14 protein-coding genes are annotated in these 14,366 nt (G+C 70.7%); 8 read left to right on the top strand and 6 right to left on the bottom strand.

What is annotated here, in order from left to right; genetic code table 11:
* Positions 1-4: 4 nt before the first annotated feature.
* The gene (locus DEI96_RS15820; RefSeq protein ID WP_111024138.1) at positions 5-778 is read right to left on the bottom strand and encodes a class I SAM-dependent methyltransferase; all 774 of its coding nucleotides are present in this window, start codon (positions 776-778) and stop codon (positions 5-7) included.
* Positions 779-822: 44 nt separating this feature from the next.
* Here DEI96_RS15820 and DEI96_RS15815 point away from each other — a divergent pair, with 44 nt between their 5' ends.
* On the top strand, positions 823-1,569 hold the full coding sequence (locus DEI96_RS15815) for a phosphoglyceromutase (protein WP_071244006.1): 747 nt from the start codon (positions 823-825) through the stop codon (positions 1,567-1,569).
* Between the two features lie 181 nt (positions 1,570-1,750).
* Here DEI96_RS15815 and DEI96_RS15810 read toward each other — a convergent pair whose 3' ends face one another.
* On the bottom strand, positions 1,751-2,299 hold the full coding sequence (locus DEI96_RS15810; protein WP_111024139.1) for a P-loop nucleotide/nucleoside kinase family protein: 549 nt from the start codon (positions 2,297-2,299) through the stop codon (positions 1,751-1,753).
* Between the two features lie 50 nt (positions 2,300-2,349).
* Positions 2,350-3,018 carry a phosphate signaling complex protein PhoU gene (gene phoU / locus DEI96_RS15805; protein ID WP_027466613.1) on the bottom strand — a complete coding sequence of 223 codons (669 nt, stop codon included), beginning with the start codon at positions 3,016-3,018 and terminating at the stop codon, positions 2,350-2,352.
* Between the two features lie 146 nt (positions 3,019-3,164).
* Here phoU and DEI96_RS15800 point away from each other — a divergent pair, with 146 nt between their 5' ends.
* Together DEI96_RS15800 and DEI96_RS15795 are read left to right on the top strand one after the other, a co-directional pair.
* A complete protein-coding gene (locus DEI96_RS15800) occupies positions 3,165-4,331 on the top strand; it encodes a sensor histidine kinase (protein ID WP_071404724.1) in 1,167 nt (388 codons plus the stop codon).
* Positions 4,328-5,008: a response regulator gene (locus tag DEI96_RS15795; RefSeq protein WP_027466611.1), complete on the top strand. Its 681-nt coding sequence runs from the start codon at positions 4,328-4,330 to the stop codon at positions 5,006-5,008. Before DEI96_RS15800 ends, DEI96_RS15795 begins: the two co-directional genes overlap by 4 nt.
* Before the next feature lie 96 nt (positions 5,009-5,104).
* Here DEI96_RS15795 and DEI96_RS15790 read toward each other — a convergent pair whose 3' ends face one another.
* Entirely contained in the window at positions 5,105-5,761 is a 657-nt protein-coding gene (locus tag DEI96_RS15790; protein ID WP_128780543.1) for a hypothetical protein, read from the bottom strand.
* A gap of 141 nt (positions 5,762-5,902) precedes the next feature.
* Between DEI96_RS15790 and DEI96_RS15785 the strand changes: the two genes are divergently transcribed.
* From DEI96_RS15785 to rlmB, 4 genes are read left to right on the top strand one after another with little or no spacing between them, the layout of a single operon-like run.
* The gene (locus DEI96_RS15785; RefSeq protein WP_017888066.1) at positions 5,903-6,385 is read left to right on the top strand and encodes a CarD family transcriptional regulator; all 483 of its coding nucleotides are present in this window, start codon (positions 5,903-5,905) and stop codon (positions 6,383-6,385) included.
* A gap of 16 nt (positions 6,386-6,401) precedes the next feature.
* The gene (gene ispD, locus DEI96_RS15780) at positions 6,402-7,679 is read left to right on the top strand and encodes a 2-C-methyl-D-erythritol 4-phosphate cytidylyltransferase (protein WP_502866299.1); all 1,278 of its coding nucleotides are present in this window, start codon (positions 6,402-6,404) and stop codon (positions 7,677-7,679) included.
* 32 nt (positions 7,680-7,711) lie between these two features.
* Positions 7,712-9,121, top strand: coding sequence for a cysteine--tRNA ligase (cysS, locus tag DEI96_RS15775; protein WP_111024141.1), 1,410 nt, complete (start codon positions 7,712-7,714; stop codon positions 9,119-9,121).
* Between the two features lie 28 nt (positions 9,122-9,149).
* A complete protein-coding gene (gene rlmB, locus DEI96_RS15770; RefSeq protein WP_111024142.1) occupies positions 9,150-10,160 on the top strand; it encodes a 23S rRNA (guanosine(2251)-2'-O)-methyltransferase RlmB in 1,011 nt (336 codons plus the stop codon).
* A gap of 510 nt (positions 10,161-10,670) precedes the next feature.
* Here the strand turns inward: rlmB and DEI96_RS15765 are convergent.
* Positions 10,671-11,987 (bottom strand): DUF4032 domain-containing protein, encoded by a 1,317-nt coding sequence (locus tag DEI96_RS15765; RefSeq protein WP_111024143.1) that lies wholly within the window; start codon positions 11,985-11,987, stop codon positions 10,671-10,673.
* Between the two features lie 84 nt (positions 11,988-12,071).
* The gene (locus tag DEI96_RS15760; protein ID WP_071244017.1) at positions 12,072-13,172 is read right to left on the bottom strand and encodes an ABC transporter ATP-binding protein; all 1,101 of its coding nucleotides are present in this window, start codon (positions 13,170-13,172) and stop codon (positions 12,072-12,074) included.
* Between the two features lie 243 nt (positions 13,173-13,415).
* On the opposite strand from DEI96_RS15760, the gene DEI96_RS15755 reads away from it, so the two are divergent.
* Positions 13,416-14,348: a DsbA family protein gene (locus tag DEI96_RS15755; RefSeq protein ID WP_111024144.1), complete on the top strand. Its 933-nt coding sequence runs from the start codon at positions 13,416-13,418 to the stop codon at positions 14,346-14,348.
* Positions 14,349-14,366 lie beyond the last annotated feature (18 nt).

The following is a 14,366-nucleotide window of genomic DNA, read 5'->3' as shown; positions in this document are numbered from 1 at the left end:
GGCGTCAGGCGGGCTCGACGGCCGACCACGGCACGCTGAGCTCACCGAGCCGCCAGCGCGTCACCCCGTGCTGCACGGGCCAGCCGCGGTCACGCATCCCGCGCACGGTGGCGATCCACCGCTGCCGGGGCCCGTACGTGCTGAGCGGTGCGGCGACCGCCCACGACAGGTCGAGGTCGCGCAGGAACGCGTGCACCCGCTCCCCGGGCACGTTGCGGTGGATCAGGGCCTTGGGCAGCCGCTCGGCGACGATCGAGGGCACGTCGAGCCCGGCGAGCCGGAGCGACACCGTGAAGGTCTGCGGCGCGACGTCGTCGAGGGTCACCCACGATGCGACACGACCGACCTCGTTGCAGGTCCCCTCGACGAGCGCACCGCCGGGCTGCAGCCGGTCCTGCATGATCCGCCACGACCCGACCACCGCGGACTCGTCGTACTGCCGCAGCACGTTGAAGGCCCGGATGACGGCGGGCCGGCGCTGCCCGGGCGTCGGCGTCTCGAAGCCCCCCAGGCGGAACGTCACGCCGTCGCGGGTCCCGGCATTCGCGAGCGCGACCCGCGAGGGCTCGATCTCGATGCCGGTCACCTCGACGTCGGGTCGGACGGCCGCCAGCCGGTCGCGCAGCTCGAGGGTGGTGGTCGGTGAGGCCCCGTAGCCGACGTCGGCGACGAGCGGGTCGTCCGTCCGGCGCAGCACCGGCAGGGTCGCGATCCACCGGTCGACGCGGCGGAGCCGGTTGTACCCGGTCGTCCCGCGCGTCACGTTCCCGATGGGCATGCGTCAAGGGTACGGGGCCGGTACCGCTCGGTAGACTCGGAGGCATGACCTCCACGCTCGTCCTGCTCCGTCACGGCAACAGTGACTGGAACCAGAAGAACCTGTTCACCGGTTGGGTCGACGTCCGGCTCAGCGAGCTGGGCGAGAAGGAGGCGAAGCGAGCCGGCGACCTCATCGCCGAGTCCGGCATCGTCCCCGACGTCCTGTACACCTCGCTCCTGACCCGTGCGATCCAGACGGCGGACATCGCGCTGCTGCAGGCCGACCTGGCCTGGCTGCCGGTGAAGCGCGACTGGCGCCTCAACGAGCGCCACTACGGCGACCTGCAGGGCAAGGACAAGGCCCAGACCCTGGCCGAGTACGGCGAGCAGCAGTTCATGGAGTGGCGCCGCTCGTTCGACGTCCCGCCGCCCCCCATCGCCGACGACGCCGAGTGGTCGCAGTTCGGTGACCGCCGCTACGCCGAGCTCGGCGACCAGCTGCCCCGCACCGAGTCGCTCAAGCTCGTCATCGACCGCCTGCTGCCGTACTGGGAGTCCGACATCACGAAGGACCTCGCCGCCGGCAAGACCGTGCTGGTGACGGCCCACGGCAACTCGCTGCGTGCGCTCGTGAAGCACCTCGACGGCATCTCCGACGACGACATCGCCGGCCTGAACATCCCGACGGGCATCCCGCTGGTGTACGAGCTCGACGACGACTTCACGCCGACGAAGCCCGCGTACTACCTGGACCCCGAGGCCGCCGCAGCCGGCGCCGCCGCCGTGGCCGCCCAGGGCGCCAAGAAGTAGCACCCACGCAGAACGCCCCGTCCGGTATCGGGCGGGGCGTTCTGCGTGTGCGGGGCTTCGCGAGGGCGACAGTGGGCCGCCGACGTTCCGCCGACTCCTGTCGCTCTGCCAGGAGGAACGGATCGCCCCGTCGACGACCTGTCGCTCCGGCAGCGTGGTCGGCTCGACGAGCCGTGGCTGATCAGACGAAGTGCGACGCGATCTCCTGCACCAGGGCGCCGACGTCGTAGGGCTTCGTCGTGTCGACCCGGATCACCGGGACGCCGGGCAGTCCGACGGGCCGGGCGTCGTCGCCGTGCTCGTCCCAGAAGGCCAGCACGCCGGCCAGGTCCCCGTGCACCTCGTGCCGCACCGGCACGGTGCCCGGTTCGTACCGGTCGCGCAGCCGCTCCTCGGCGGTGGCGCGGTCCGTGTCGCACCACACCTCGACGGCGCGAGGCGACCCGGCGGACGCGAGTCCGGCCTCCAGGAGGTCGCGGTCACGGGACGGCAGCCAGACGGCGTCGAGGACGACCCCGTTCTCGACGGCCTGCGCCATGGACCACATCGTGTCCATCGCGATGCCGCCGAGCGGCCGCGAGGCGATCATCGGGCCGACGACGTCGGCGAGGGGCTCCTTGATGCGGTCCTTCGACAGGAACGGGCAACCGAGCACCTCGGCGAGTGCCGTGCCGATGCTGCTCTTGCCGGAACCGGGCATGCCGTTGACGATGATCGCGACCTGGGCCATGCCACGATCCTCGCAGACCGATCGGGCCGGGTCAGACCGATCGGGTCGGGTCAGACCGCCGCGGTCGAGGTGGACGCGCCGGTCCAGTCGCCGGTCGCCAGGTACTCGACCTTCTTGGCGATCGAGACCGCGTGGTCGGCGAAGCGCTCGTGGTAGCGGGAGGCCAGGGTGGCGTCGACGGTGTCGATCGGCCCGCCCTTCCAGGCCTCGCCGAGCACGAAGTCGAAGACGCTGGCGTGCAGCTCGTCGACGGCGTCGTCCTCGTCGCGGATCTCGGCCGACAGCGCGATGTCCTCGGTGGCGAGCAGTCGCGTGAGCTTCTGCGCCATGGCGACGTCGTGCCGGCCCATCTCCTTGAACGTGCTGCGGAGGCCCTTCGGCACGACCTTCTCGGGGAAGCGCTGGCGGGCGAGCTGCGCGATGTGCTCGGCCATGTCGCCCATGCGCTCGAGCGAGGAGCTGACGCGCAGGGCCGTGACGACGACGCGCAGGTCGCGGGCGACCGGGGCCTGGCGGGCGAGGATGTCGATCGCGATCTCGTCGAGGCTGTTCGCAGCGAGGTCGATCTTCTCGTCGTCGGCGATCACCTCTTCGGCGAGGGCGACGTCGGAGTCGCTGAAGGCCTGCGTGGCTCGGGTGATGGCGGACTCGACGAGCCCGGCGATCTCGGTCAGTCGCTCCTGGACGTCCTGGAGTTCCTGCTGGAAGACTTCGCGCATGGGGGAGTACCTCTCTCTGCGTACCGGACGAGTGTCGTCAGCCCAGGTGAACGAACGGTGACGCGGGGCTGAACGCTTCGCGTTCTGGCCTTCCGCAGACGGTGAACGGTACCGGAACCCCGCATGACCATCCCTACACTGGCGGCATGGACAACGCGTGGCTCGTGCCACTGTCGATGCTCCTCGGCGGGGTCTTCGGCGCGGGCGTCGTGGTGCTGATCATCACCGCCGAGCGGACGGCACGTGCTGCCGACGTGGCGGAGCGGACCCTGCCGGACGGCGTCGCAGCGGTCATCGCGACGATGCACAACCCGGCGGTCGTCATCGACCCCTCGAACACCGTCGTCGCGGCATCCCCCCAGGCCCTCACGGCCGGGCTCGTCGTGCGCCGACGCCTGGTGCACCACGAACTGCTCGAGCTCATCGACCGGGTGCGCAAGAGCGGGGAGATGGGGTCGGAGGACCTCGAGCTGCCGCGTGGTCGCCACGGGGAGCTCATCGGCTACCTCAGCTTCCGCGCCGCGCAGCTCGGCAACCGGTACGTCCTGCTCACGGCGGACGACCTGACCGAGAGCCGGCGCATCGACGAGGTCCGCCGCGACTTCGTCGCCAACATCTCGCACGAGCTGAAGACGCCGATCGGCGCCATCGGCCTGCTGTCCGAGACCCTCGTCCTCGCCGCCGACGACCCCGTGCACGTGAAGAAGTTCGCCGCGCAGCTCATCACCGAGTCCGAGCGGCTCGGAGCGCTGACGAAGGACATCATCGAGCTGTCCCGGCTGCAGTCCGTCGACGCGCTCGAGAACAGCGAGGAGACCGGCATCGACAAGATCGTGCAGGCCGCGATCGACGCGAACGAGGTCGTCGCCCGCGCCCGCTCGATCGAGATCATCCGCGCCAAGAAGTCGAAGCTGCGGGTGATGGGCGACCGCGGGCTGCTGCAGGTCGCGGTGTCGAACCTCATCGCCAACGCGGTGAAGTACTCGCCGGACAACACCCGCGTCGGTGTGGGCGTCCGGTCCTCGAAGGGCTTCGTCGAGATCGCCATCACCGACCAGGGCGTCGGCATCCCCGAGGCCGACCTCGACCGCGTCTTCGAACGGTTCTACCGTGTCGATCCCGCACGGTCGCGCGCCACCGGGGGCACCGGCCTCGGGCTCGCGATCGTCAAGCACGTCGTCAGCAACCACGGTGGTGACGTGCGCGTCTGGTCGCAGCCCGGCAAGGGCTCGACCTTCACCATCCGTCTGCCCGAGGCAGATCCCGAACTGACCACAGCACTCGAAGAGCAACTGGAAGAGCAGCCATCGTGACCAAGATCCTCATCGTCGACGACGAGCCGGCCCTCAGCGAGCCCCTGGAGTTCCTGCTGCAGCGTGAGGGGTACGAGACCTCCGTCGCTGCCGACGGCGTGACCGCGCTGTCGAAGTTCGACGCGGAGAACCCCGACCTGGTGCTCCTCGACCTCATGCTGCCGGGCCTGAGCGGCACCGAGGTGTGCCGGCAGATCCGGACCCGGTCGAACGCGCCGATCATCATGCTCACCGCGAAGGACTCGGAGGTGGACATCGTCGTCGGGCTCGAGCTCGGCGCCGACGACTACGTGACGAAGCCGTACTCGACCCGGGAGCTCCTGGCCCGGATCCGTGCCGTGCTCCGTCGCCGGACCGAGGACGACCCGGCGGACAGCGGGATCCTGCAGGTCGGCGGCATCCGGATGGACGTCGAGCGGCACACGGTGTCGGTCGACGGGTCCGAGACCCCGATGCCGCTCAAGGAGTTCGAGCTCCTCGAGCTGCTGCTCCGGAACGCCGGTCGTGTGCTGACCCGCGGGCAGCTCATCGACCGGGTGTGGGGTTCCGACTACTTCGGCGACACCAAGACCCTCGACGTGCACATCAAGCGCATCCGCTCGAAGATCGAGCGGGTCCCGTCCACCCCCGAGATCCTGGTGACGGTCCGCGGTCTCGGGTACCGCATCGAGGCCTGAGACGGACGGACAGGAGGCCCGGTGCGAGTCCCTGGGACTCGCACCGGGCCTCCTGTGCGAACGGCTCGGGCGCGGTGTCAGCCGCGCCCGTCGGCGTCAGTTGGTGCCGTTGTCACCCTCGGACGAATCCGTCTGCGAGTCGGTCGGCTGCGTGCCGGGCACGGCCTCGCCGGTCGACTGTGCGCCGCTCTCGGACGGGGACGTCGAGGTGGGCGTCGGGGTCGGGCTCGGCGCGAGGGTCTGGTACTCCTCCTGCGAGCTCGTCAGCACCGGCACGTTGGCCGAGGTGCCCTCGGCGTCCGGGTAGCTGAAGTAGACCTTGACGAGCGAACCGGGCTTGGCGTCCGCGTTGTCGAACACGATCGGCTCGGCGTCACCGGCGGTGGTGCCCTGCGTGGTGTCGCCCTCTTGCACGCTCGACTCGTCGTCGCTGCCCGCACCCGCGGCCATGGCGAGGTCGACGTGGGTGTTCGCCGGCACGTCGACGGTCTGGGTGTCGCCGCCGATCTCGATCGAGACGGTGTAGTCGTCCTGGTCGTCGTTGTTCACGAGCGTGCCGATGAAGCGGGCGCTCTCACCGTCGTCCGAGATCAGGAGGGCGTTCCGCACGTCGACCTTGCCGGTCGAGACGTCCACGCCGTCGGTGATCTGCTTGATGTCGACGGTGTGGGCCGGCGACATGAACTCGCACCCGGTGGCGCCGAGCGCGATGGTTGCCGCAACGGCGACGGACACGAGTACCCGAGGTCGCAAGAGATTCCTCCGTAAGTCACGATGGAGACCGGGCGGTCCCCGCGCCCATCCTAGCGATCACCGGGAGGGGTGAGCGTTGAGGGTCCCCTTACCGGAACGGCCCTTGTGGTAAACTGGATGTCTGGGAACGGAGCCTGATACATGCAATTCGAGGTCGGCGAGACCGTCGTCTACCCCCATCACGGGGCGGCAACCATCTCTGAAGTCAAGACTCGCGTCATCAAGGGCGAGGAAAAGGTCTACCTGAAACTGCGGGTGACGCAGGGTGACCTGACGATCGAGGTCCCGGCGGACAACGTCGACCTGGTCGGCGTCCGCGACGTGATCGGCAAGGAAGGGCTCGACAAGGTGTTCGAGGTCCTCCGGGCGCCGTTCACGGAAGAGCCCACCAACTGGTCACGCCGCTACAAGGCGAACCTCGAGAAGCTCGCTTCCGGTGACGTCATCAAGGTGTCCGAGGTCGTCCGCGACCTCTGGCGGCGCGATCAGGACCGCGGGCTCTCCGCGGGTGAGAAGCGGATGCTGGCCAAGGCCCGGCAGATCCTGATCTCCGAGCTCGCGCTGGCCGAGAAGACCGACGAGGACAAGGCATCGACCGTCCTCGACGAGGTCCTGGCTTCCTGAGCCTGACGACAGCGCACTGAACACGACAGCACGAACGACGACCGCACGGTTCCCCGAAGGGGTGGACCGGGCGGTCGTCGTCGTTGCGGCGGGCTCCGGCACCCGGCTCGGCATCGGGACCGCGAAGGCGTTCGTGCCCGTGGCCGGTGCGCTGATGCTCGCGCGGGCGCTCGAACCCCTGTTCGCGTTGCCGTCGCCGACGCTCGTCGTCGTGGTCGCACCGGCGTCGCACCTGGACGAGTGCCGGCAGGTGGTCGGTTCCGTCGCGGGAGCGGCGGTCGCGTACACGGCCGTCGTCCCAGGAGGCGCAGATCGCCACGGTTCGGTCGAGGCCGGCCTGGCCGTCCTGCCGGACTCCGTCGCAACGGTGCTCGTGCACGACGCGGCCCGGTGCCTCACGCCCGCGGCACAGTTCTCGCGGGTGTTCGACGCCGTCGCCGCCGGGGACGGTGCGGGCGTCGTGCCGGCGCTCCCCGTCACGGACACGGTGAAGCGGGTCGACGGTGACGTCGTCGTCGAGACCGTCGACCGTGCGGCGCTCGTCGGGGTGCAGACGCCACAGGGCTTCCCGCTCGCGGCACTGCGGCGGGCGTACGCGGTGGCGTCGCAGTCCGAGACGGACGACGCCGGGGTGTTCCAGGCCGTCGGGGGCACCGTCCGGTTCGTACCGGGTGACGCCGACGCCTTCAAGATCACGACGCCGTGGGACCTCGGCCGGGCCGAGTCGATCGTGCGGGCGCGGGCCGGTGCTGGTGCTGGTGCTGGTGCTGGTGCCGGTACCGCTGCGGCTGCCGGTGCGGCGGGTGCCAGCCAGTCGGACGCCGTCGCGGTCCGACTCGGGCTCGGGGTCGACGTGCACGCCTTCGACGACGCCTCACCCTGCCGCGTGGGGCTGCTCGACTTCCCCGGCGAACCCGGCCTCTCCGGCCACAGCGACGGTGACGCGGTGGCGCACGCGGTGTGCGACGCCCTGCTCTCCGCCGGGGGCCTCGGCGACATCGGCGGACGCTTCGGCACCGCTGACCCGCAGTACGCCGGCGCCACGGGCGACGTGTTCGTGCGCGGCGCGGTCGCGCTGCTCGCCGACGCCGGGCTCGTGCCGGTGTCCGTCACCGTGCAGGTCATCGGCAACCGGCCGCGCATCGGTCGTCGCCGCGACGAGATGCAGGACACCCTGTCCGCGGTCGTCGGTGCGCCCGTCGCCGTGTCCGGCACGACGACCGACGGGCTCGGGTTCACCGGCCGTGGCGAGGGGCTCGCGGCGATCGCCACGGCACTCGTGCGTCCCTCCTGAAACCGCGGCCCCGCGCCGATTAGGGTTGAGGCGTGACCGTTCGCCTCTACGACTCCCGCGCCGCAGCCGTCGTCGACCTCGTGCCCCTGGTCGACGGACACGTGAGCGTCTACGTCTGTGGTCCGACGGTGCAGTCGTCGCCGCACATCGGGCACCTGCGGTCCGCGCTCGTCTACGACATCTGGCGTCGGTGGCTCACCCACCGCGGGTACCGGGTGACCCTGGTGCGCAACGTCACCGACATCGACGACAAGGTCCTCGACCTGGCTGCCGGCACGGACGAGGCGTGGTTCGCCCGCGCCTACCGGGTCGAGCTCGAGTTCACGGCCGCGTACAACGCCCTCGGCATCCTGCCCCCGACCTACGAGCCCCGTGCCACCGCGAGCGTGCCGCAGATGCACGAGATCATCCAGCGCCTCGTCGACCGCGGGCACGCCTACGCCGCCGACGACGGCTCGGGTGACGTCTACTTCGACACCGGCAGCTGGGCCGACTACGGGGTGCTCACCCGGCAGCGGCGCGAGGACATGGTCGAGGCCGCCGACGCCGATCCGCGTGGCAAGCGCGACGCCCGTGACTTCGCGCTGTGGAAGGGTGCGAAGCCCGGCGAGCCCTCGACCGCCAACTGGGATTCCCCGTGGGGCGCCGGCCGCCCGGGCTGGCACATCGAGTGCTCGGCGATGTCGCGCCGGTACCTCGGCCCCGCGTTCGACATCCACGGCGGCGGGCTCGACCTGCGCTTCCCGCACCACGAGAACGAGCTCGCGCAGTCCACGGCCGCCGGGGACCCGTTCGCCTCGTACTGGCTCCACAACGGTCTGGTGACGGTCGAGGGGCAGAAGATGTCGAAGTCGCTCGGCAACTCGATCTTCGCGGCGGACTTCCTCGGATCCGCCCGTCCCGCCGTCGTGCGCTACTTCCTCGGTGCCGCCCACTACCGCTCGTCGATCGACCATCACGAGGGGTCCCTGACCGAGGCCGAGGCGGCGTACGACCGCATCGCCGGGTTCCTCGAGCGCGCCGAGACCCGGCTCGAGGGTGTCCACCTCGCCGACGCCCCGGCCGTGCCCGAGGCCTTCGCCGCGGCCATGGACGACGACCTCTCCGTGCCCCAGGCCCTGGCCGTGCTGCACGAGACCGTACGCACCGGCAACGCTGCCCTGGACGCCGACGATGCGGAAACGCTCGGGACCGCGTACCATCAGGTGGCTGCGATGGTGGAGGTGCTCGGCATCGACCCGCGAGCCGCCCACTGGTCGGGCGGCGGCCACGACACCTCGGCAGGCCCGCTCGCCGCCCTCGTCGAACGCCTCGTGCAGGAGCGCGCGGACGCCAGGGCAGCACGGGACTTCACCGCGGCCGACCGCGTGCGCGACGACCTCGCCGCCGCGGGCATCACGATCGAGGACACGCCGTCCGGAACACGCTGGAGCATCGCCTGAACACGGCAGTGCCGAACAGGAGCTACGCATGAAGAACGTCTCGGGAAGCAAGAAGGGTCGGCCCGGCGCCGTCCGCACCGGTCGCAAGGGCAACAAGCAGGTCGGCTCCGGCGGACAGGGCGCCCAGGCGCTCGAGGGCCGCAAGCCGACCCCGAAGGCCGAGGACCGCCCGTACCACCCCGCCGGAAAGCGCAAGGCCGCGAAGGACCGCTTCGAGGCGGCCAAGGGCCGTCACGGTTCCTCGAGCACCCCGCAGGGTCGCACGGGCCGTCCGCCGGCACGCAAGACCGACGACTCCGAGCTGGTGACCGGGCGCAACTCCGTGCTCGAGGCCCTGCGCACGAAGACCCCGTCGTCGACGCTCTACATCGCGTCGCGCATCGAGGTCGACGACCGCGTGAAGGAGATCCTCGCGCTCGCCAACCACCGTGGCGTGCCGATCATCGAGCTCATGCGTCCCGAACTCGACCGCATCACCGGACACGACAGCGTGCACCAGGGCGTCGCCCTCAAGGTGCCGGCGTACCAGTACGCCGTGTCCGAGGACATCGTCGAGCAGGCGTTCTCGCGCGACCAGGTCCCGCTGCTCGTCGCGCTCGACGGCATCACCGACCCCCGCAACCTCGGCGCGATCATCCGCTCGACCGCGGCCTTCGGCGGACACGGCGTCATCGTGCCGCAGCGTCGTTCGGTCGGAGTGACGGCGTCGGCGTGGAAGACCTCGGCCGGTGCCGCGGCACGCACGCCCGTCGCGATGGCCCCGAACCTCACGCAGACCCTGAAGTCGCTCAAGTCGATGGGCCTGTTCGTCCTCGGCCTGGACGGCGACGGTGACGTGGAGCTCGACGGCCTCGAGCTCGCGGACCGCCCGATCGTGATCGTCGTCGGTTCCGAGGGCAAGGGCCTGTCGCGCCTGGTCACCGAGACCTGCGACGCCATCGTGTCGATCCCGATCTCGAGCGCCACCGAGTCCCTGAACGCCGGCATCGCCGCGAGCGTCACCCTGTGGGAGGTCGCGCGGCGCCGTCGCACCGTGTAGCCCAGCACTTCGTGTGCAGGAATGGTCGCCTCCCCGAGCGGGAGGCGACCATTCCTGCTCACGGTGCGAGGCGGGGCTGGGCGTAACGGTCTGGAGGGCCGGCGCCGGTCTCCGGGACGCGGGGCGGGCCTCCAGGCGGTCGCGTTGCCGACCCCCGAACGGTCAGGACACGTCGGCTGGTGCCCGCCGTGTGGTCACGGGTCGTCGCTGCGCGACGCCGCAGGCGACGGTCTGCGACCGGTCGGCGCCCACCCGGCGGGGTGTCGTGACCGCTCGACGTCCAACGTCACCACCAGCGGGGTCGGGCGTGACGGCCTGGAGGCCCGGCGCCGGTCTCCGGGACCCGCGCCGGGCCTCCAGGCGGTCGCGTTGCCGACCCCCGAACGGTCAGGACGCGTTGGCTGGTGCCCGCCGTGTGGTCACGAGTCGTCGCTGCGCGACGCCGCAGGCGACGGTCTGCGACCGGTCGACGCCCGCCCGGCGGGGTGTCGTGACCGAGCGGGGACCGCGTCAGACCGTGGCGCGCCAGTCGTCGACGTCGTCGGACTCGTCGGACTCGTCGGCGTCGTCGTCGTCCAGCACCGGGATCGGCACGGTGATCGACGAGGTCGGCGGGTTGATGAGCAGGCGCTCGTCGCGACGGTGTCGGAGCACGTCGTTGATGTAGGCCGTGGTGGCCTCGGGCAGGGAGACGGAACGTTCCTCTTGCTGGGACATGAACCAGCGGTGCTCGAGCAGCTCGTGGAACACCTCGGCGGGTTCGAGTCGGCCGCGCAGGTCACGGGGGATCGAGCGGACGACGGGCTCGAAGACCCGTGAGACCCACTCGTGCGCCACCATCTCCTCGTCGAGTTCGTCACGGCCGTTGCGGGCGCGGTACGAGTCGAGGTCGTTGAGCAGGCGCCGGGCCTGGTTCTCGCCGGCGTCGAGCCCGGTGAGTCGCAGCAGTCGCCGCTGGTGGTGCCCGGCGTCGACGACCTTCGGCTGGATCCGGACCTGCGAGCCACCCTCGGTCGTGTGGATCGACAGTTCCTCGATGTCGAAGCCGAGCTCGTTCAGGCGCTCGACGCGGTCGTTGATGCGCCAGCGTTCCTTGATGTCGAACTGCTCGGTGCCGGTGAGCTCGGTCCAGAGCGTCCGGTACTGGGCGACGATGCGGTTCGACACGTCGACGGGGTCGGCGTTCTCGTCGAGTCGCCCGCCTGCCTCGAGGTCGAGCAGCTCGCCGGCGATGTTCACGCGGGCGACCTCGAGGTCGTTCTCGCGCTGACCGTTCGACAGCCCGCCGGGGTAGAGCTTGCCGGTCTCGGCGTCGACCAGGTACGCGGCGAAGGCGCCGGCGTCGCGACGGAACAGCGTGTTCGACAGGGACACGTCGCCCCAGTAGAAGCCGATGACGTGCAGGCGGACGAGCAGCAGCGCGAGGGCGTCGACCAGACGAGTGGCGGTCTCGGGGCGCAGCGTCTGCGAGTAGAGCGCGCGGTAGGGCAGGGAGAACCGCAGGTGGCGGGTCACCAGCACGGGGTGCAGTGGTTCACCGTCGGCGTCGACGCGGTTCGTGATGACCGCGACGGGGTCCACGCACGGCACGTCCATCCGCTGCAGGGTCCGGAGCATCTCGTACTCGGACCGGGCGACCTCTTCGCCGGTCTCCTTCACCGCGGCGACGTACCCGCTCAGGTGCACGAACCGCACGAGGTGCCGCGAGATGCCCTTCGGCAGCGCGACGATCGTGTCGTCGGGCCAGTCGGCGAGCGGCAGGTCCCACGGCAGGTCGAGCAGGCCGGGGTCGACGGTGGCGGCGGTGATGGACATCGAGTCGGGCACGGTGGTTCCTCTGGTGTCGGGGACAGCCGAGAGCCCGCGTCCGCCCTTGTGAGGCGGGCGCGGGCTCTCGGGGGAGTGCGCTGGTTACGCGCTGACGACGGCCTTGTCGTCGAGGCGGTCGCCCGACTCGGTGTCGAAGGCGTGGACGTGGCCCTGCTTCGGCGTGATGACGATCGTGTCACCGATCGACGGGTGCGCACGACCGTCGACACGGGCGACGATGTCGGCGCGCTGGCCGTTCACGTCGGCGTGACCGTAGAGGTAGCCGTCGGCGCCGAGCTCCTCGACGACGTCGACCGTGACGGGCAGGCCCTCGCCGGACTGCGACACGATGACGTCCTCGGGGCGGATGCCGACCGTGATCTGTGCGGCACGGGCGTTCGACAGGGTGTCGCGGTCGATCGCGTGGTTGAGCGTGCCGAACTTGATGCCGCCCTCGATGACGTCGGCGGGCAGCAGGTTCATGGCCGGCGAACCGATGAAGCCGGCGACGAACACGTTGTTCGGCTTCTCGTACAGGTCGCGCGGGGTGCCGACCTGCTGCAGGATGCCGTCCTTGAGCACCGCGATGCGGTCACCCATGGTGAGGGCCTCGGTCTGGTCGTGCGTGACGTAGACCGTGGTGACGCCGAGACGACGCTGCAGCGACGCGATCTGCGTGCGGGTCTGGACGCGGAGCTTGGCGTCGAGGTTCGACAGCGGCTCGTCCATGAGGAACACCTGCGGCTGACGGACGATCGCACGGCCCATCGCGACGCGCTGACGCTGACCGCCGGAGAGCGCCTTCGGCTTGCGGCCGAGGTAGTCCTCGAGGTCGAGGAGCTTGGCGGCCTCCTGCACGCGGGTGGCGCGCTCTTCCTTGCCGACGCCGGCGATCTTGAGCGCGAAGCCCATGTTCTCGGCGACGGTCATGTGCGGGTACAGCGCGTAGTTCTGGAACACCATCGCGATGTCGCGGTCCTTCGGCGGGACGTCCGTGACGTCGCGGTCGCCGATGCGGATCTGACCGGAGTTGACCTCCTCGAGGCCGGCCAGCATGCGGAGCGAGGTGGACTTGCCGCAGCCCGAGGGGCCGACGAGGACGAGGAACTCGCCGTCGGCGACGTCCAGGTCGAGGGAGTCGACCGCGGGACGGTTGCCTCCGGGGTAGAGACGGGTTGCCTTGTCATAGGTGACGGACGCCATGAGCGTTCGGTCCTTCCTTCACCGGCAGGTACGTGCCGGACGATCCGAGTGAAGCGGTGTGCCCGTACGGGCCCCGGACAGTCGCCGTCGACTGTCGAGGTTCATACAACACGAGTTCACCCGGGTGCGCCAGTGTTTTCCCCCTTGGTCGGCGGCTTCCCAGAGCGCCCCACTACAATCGCCGGGTCCGTCCGCCGAGCAGGGGAACGCCGAGCGGACACCGATCAGGAGGACGACGCACCGATGAACAACCGCCCCGAGGGTGCCGCCCGCGCCGCGCGGAACGAGCGCCGTGAAGCCGCCCGCCAGCGAGCCCAGCGTGCCCGGACCCAGCAGAAGCGACGCCAGCGTGGTGTCCGGCTCGGCCTGCAGATCGGGCTCGGGGTCGTGCTCCTCGCCGCCGCGACGATCGTCACGCTCGTGCTGGTCGACTCCGTGAAGCCCGCCGGCCCCGGCCCGTCGACCATGTCGCAGGGCGGCATCACCATCGGGCAGGACCTGAAGCCCGTCGAGGCGTCAGCGTCCGGATCGGCCTCCGTGTCGCCGAGCAGCGCCGCGACCGACGGCGCCGGCACCGTCCGGATCACCCTGTACGTCGACTACCTCTGCCCGGGCTGCGGCCAGTTCGAGCAGGCGAACGGCGACTACATCAAGGACCTCGTCGACTCCGGTGCGGCCACGGTGGACATCCACCCGGTCGCGGTCCTGTCGAACCGCTCGCAGGGCACGAAGTACTCCCTCCGCGCCGCGAACGCCGCCGCCTGCGTCGCCGAGCACTCCCCGAACCAGTTCTACGCGGTGAACCAGGCGCTCTTCGCGAAGCAGCCGGACGAGGGCACCCCTGGTCTGACCGACGCGGAGCTCACCGACGTCGTCACGGGCGTGCAGGGGCTGCAGGAACGCAGCGCCGTCCGGAGCTGCATCGCCGACCAGGACTACGCCAAGTGGGTGGACGAGCAGACGACGGCGGTGTCCGACGGCACGATCCCCGGGTCGACGCTCAAGGAGTTCCCCGGCACGCCGCTCGTGCTCGTCAACGGCCAGCGCTACGAACTGACCACCCCGGTCACGAACGACGACTTCCGCACCTTCGTGGTGACGGCCGCCGGGGCGACCGACGCCACCCCGACGCCCACGCCGAGCGCGACCCCGACGCCCACGCCGACCAAGCGCTGACGGCCGGACGAGCGCTGA

The organism is Curtobacterium sp. MCLR17_031 (assembly GCF_003234775.2).
Taxonomy (GTDB): Bacteria; Actinomycetota; Actinomycetes; order Actinomycetales; family Microbacteriaceae; genus Curtobacterium; species Curtobacterium flaccumfaciens.
Note: the sequence above shows the minus strand (reverse complement) of the source record. Positions and strands in the feature narration are given on the sequence as shown.

Coding starts and splice junctions, on each gene's coding strand:
- DEI96_RS15820 (WP_111024138.1), bottom strand. CDS start 778: ATGCCCATCGGGAACGTGACGCGCGGGACGACCGGGTACAACCGGCTC.
- DEI96_RS15815 (WP_071244006.1), top strand. CDS start 823: ATGACCTCCACGCTCGTCCTGCTCCGTCACGGCAACAGTGACTGGAAC.
- DEI96_RS15810 (WP_111024139.1), bottom strand. CDS start 2,299: ATGGCCCAGGTCGCGATCATCGTCAACGGCATGCCCGGTTCCGGCAAG.
- phoU (WP_027466613.1), bottom strand. CDS start 3,018: ATGCGCGAAGTCTTCCAGCAGGAACTCCAGGACGTCCAGGAGCGACTG.
- DEI96_RS15800 (WP_071404724.1), top strand. CDS start 3,165: ATGGACAACGCGTGGCTCGTGCCACTGTCGATGCTCCTCGGCGGGGTC.
- DEI96_RS15785 (WP_017888066.1), top strand. CDS start 5,903: ATGCAATTCGAGGTCGGCGAGACCGTCGTCTACCCCCATCACGGGGCG.
- rlmB (WP_111024142.1), top strand. CDS start 9,150: ATGAAGAACGTCTCGGGAAGCAAGAAGGGTCGGCCCGGCGCCGTCCGC.
- DEI96_RS15760 (WP_071244017.1), bottom strand. CDS start 13,172: ATGGCGTCCGTCACCTATGACAAGGCAACCCGTCTCTACCCCGGAGGC.
- DEI96_RS15755 (WP_111024144.1), top strand. CDS start 13,416: ATGAACAACCGCCCCGAGGGTGCCGCCCGCGCCGCGCGGAACGAGCGC.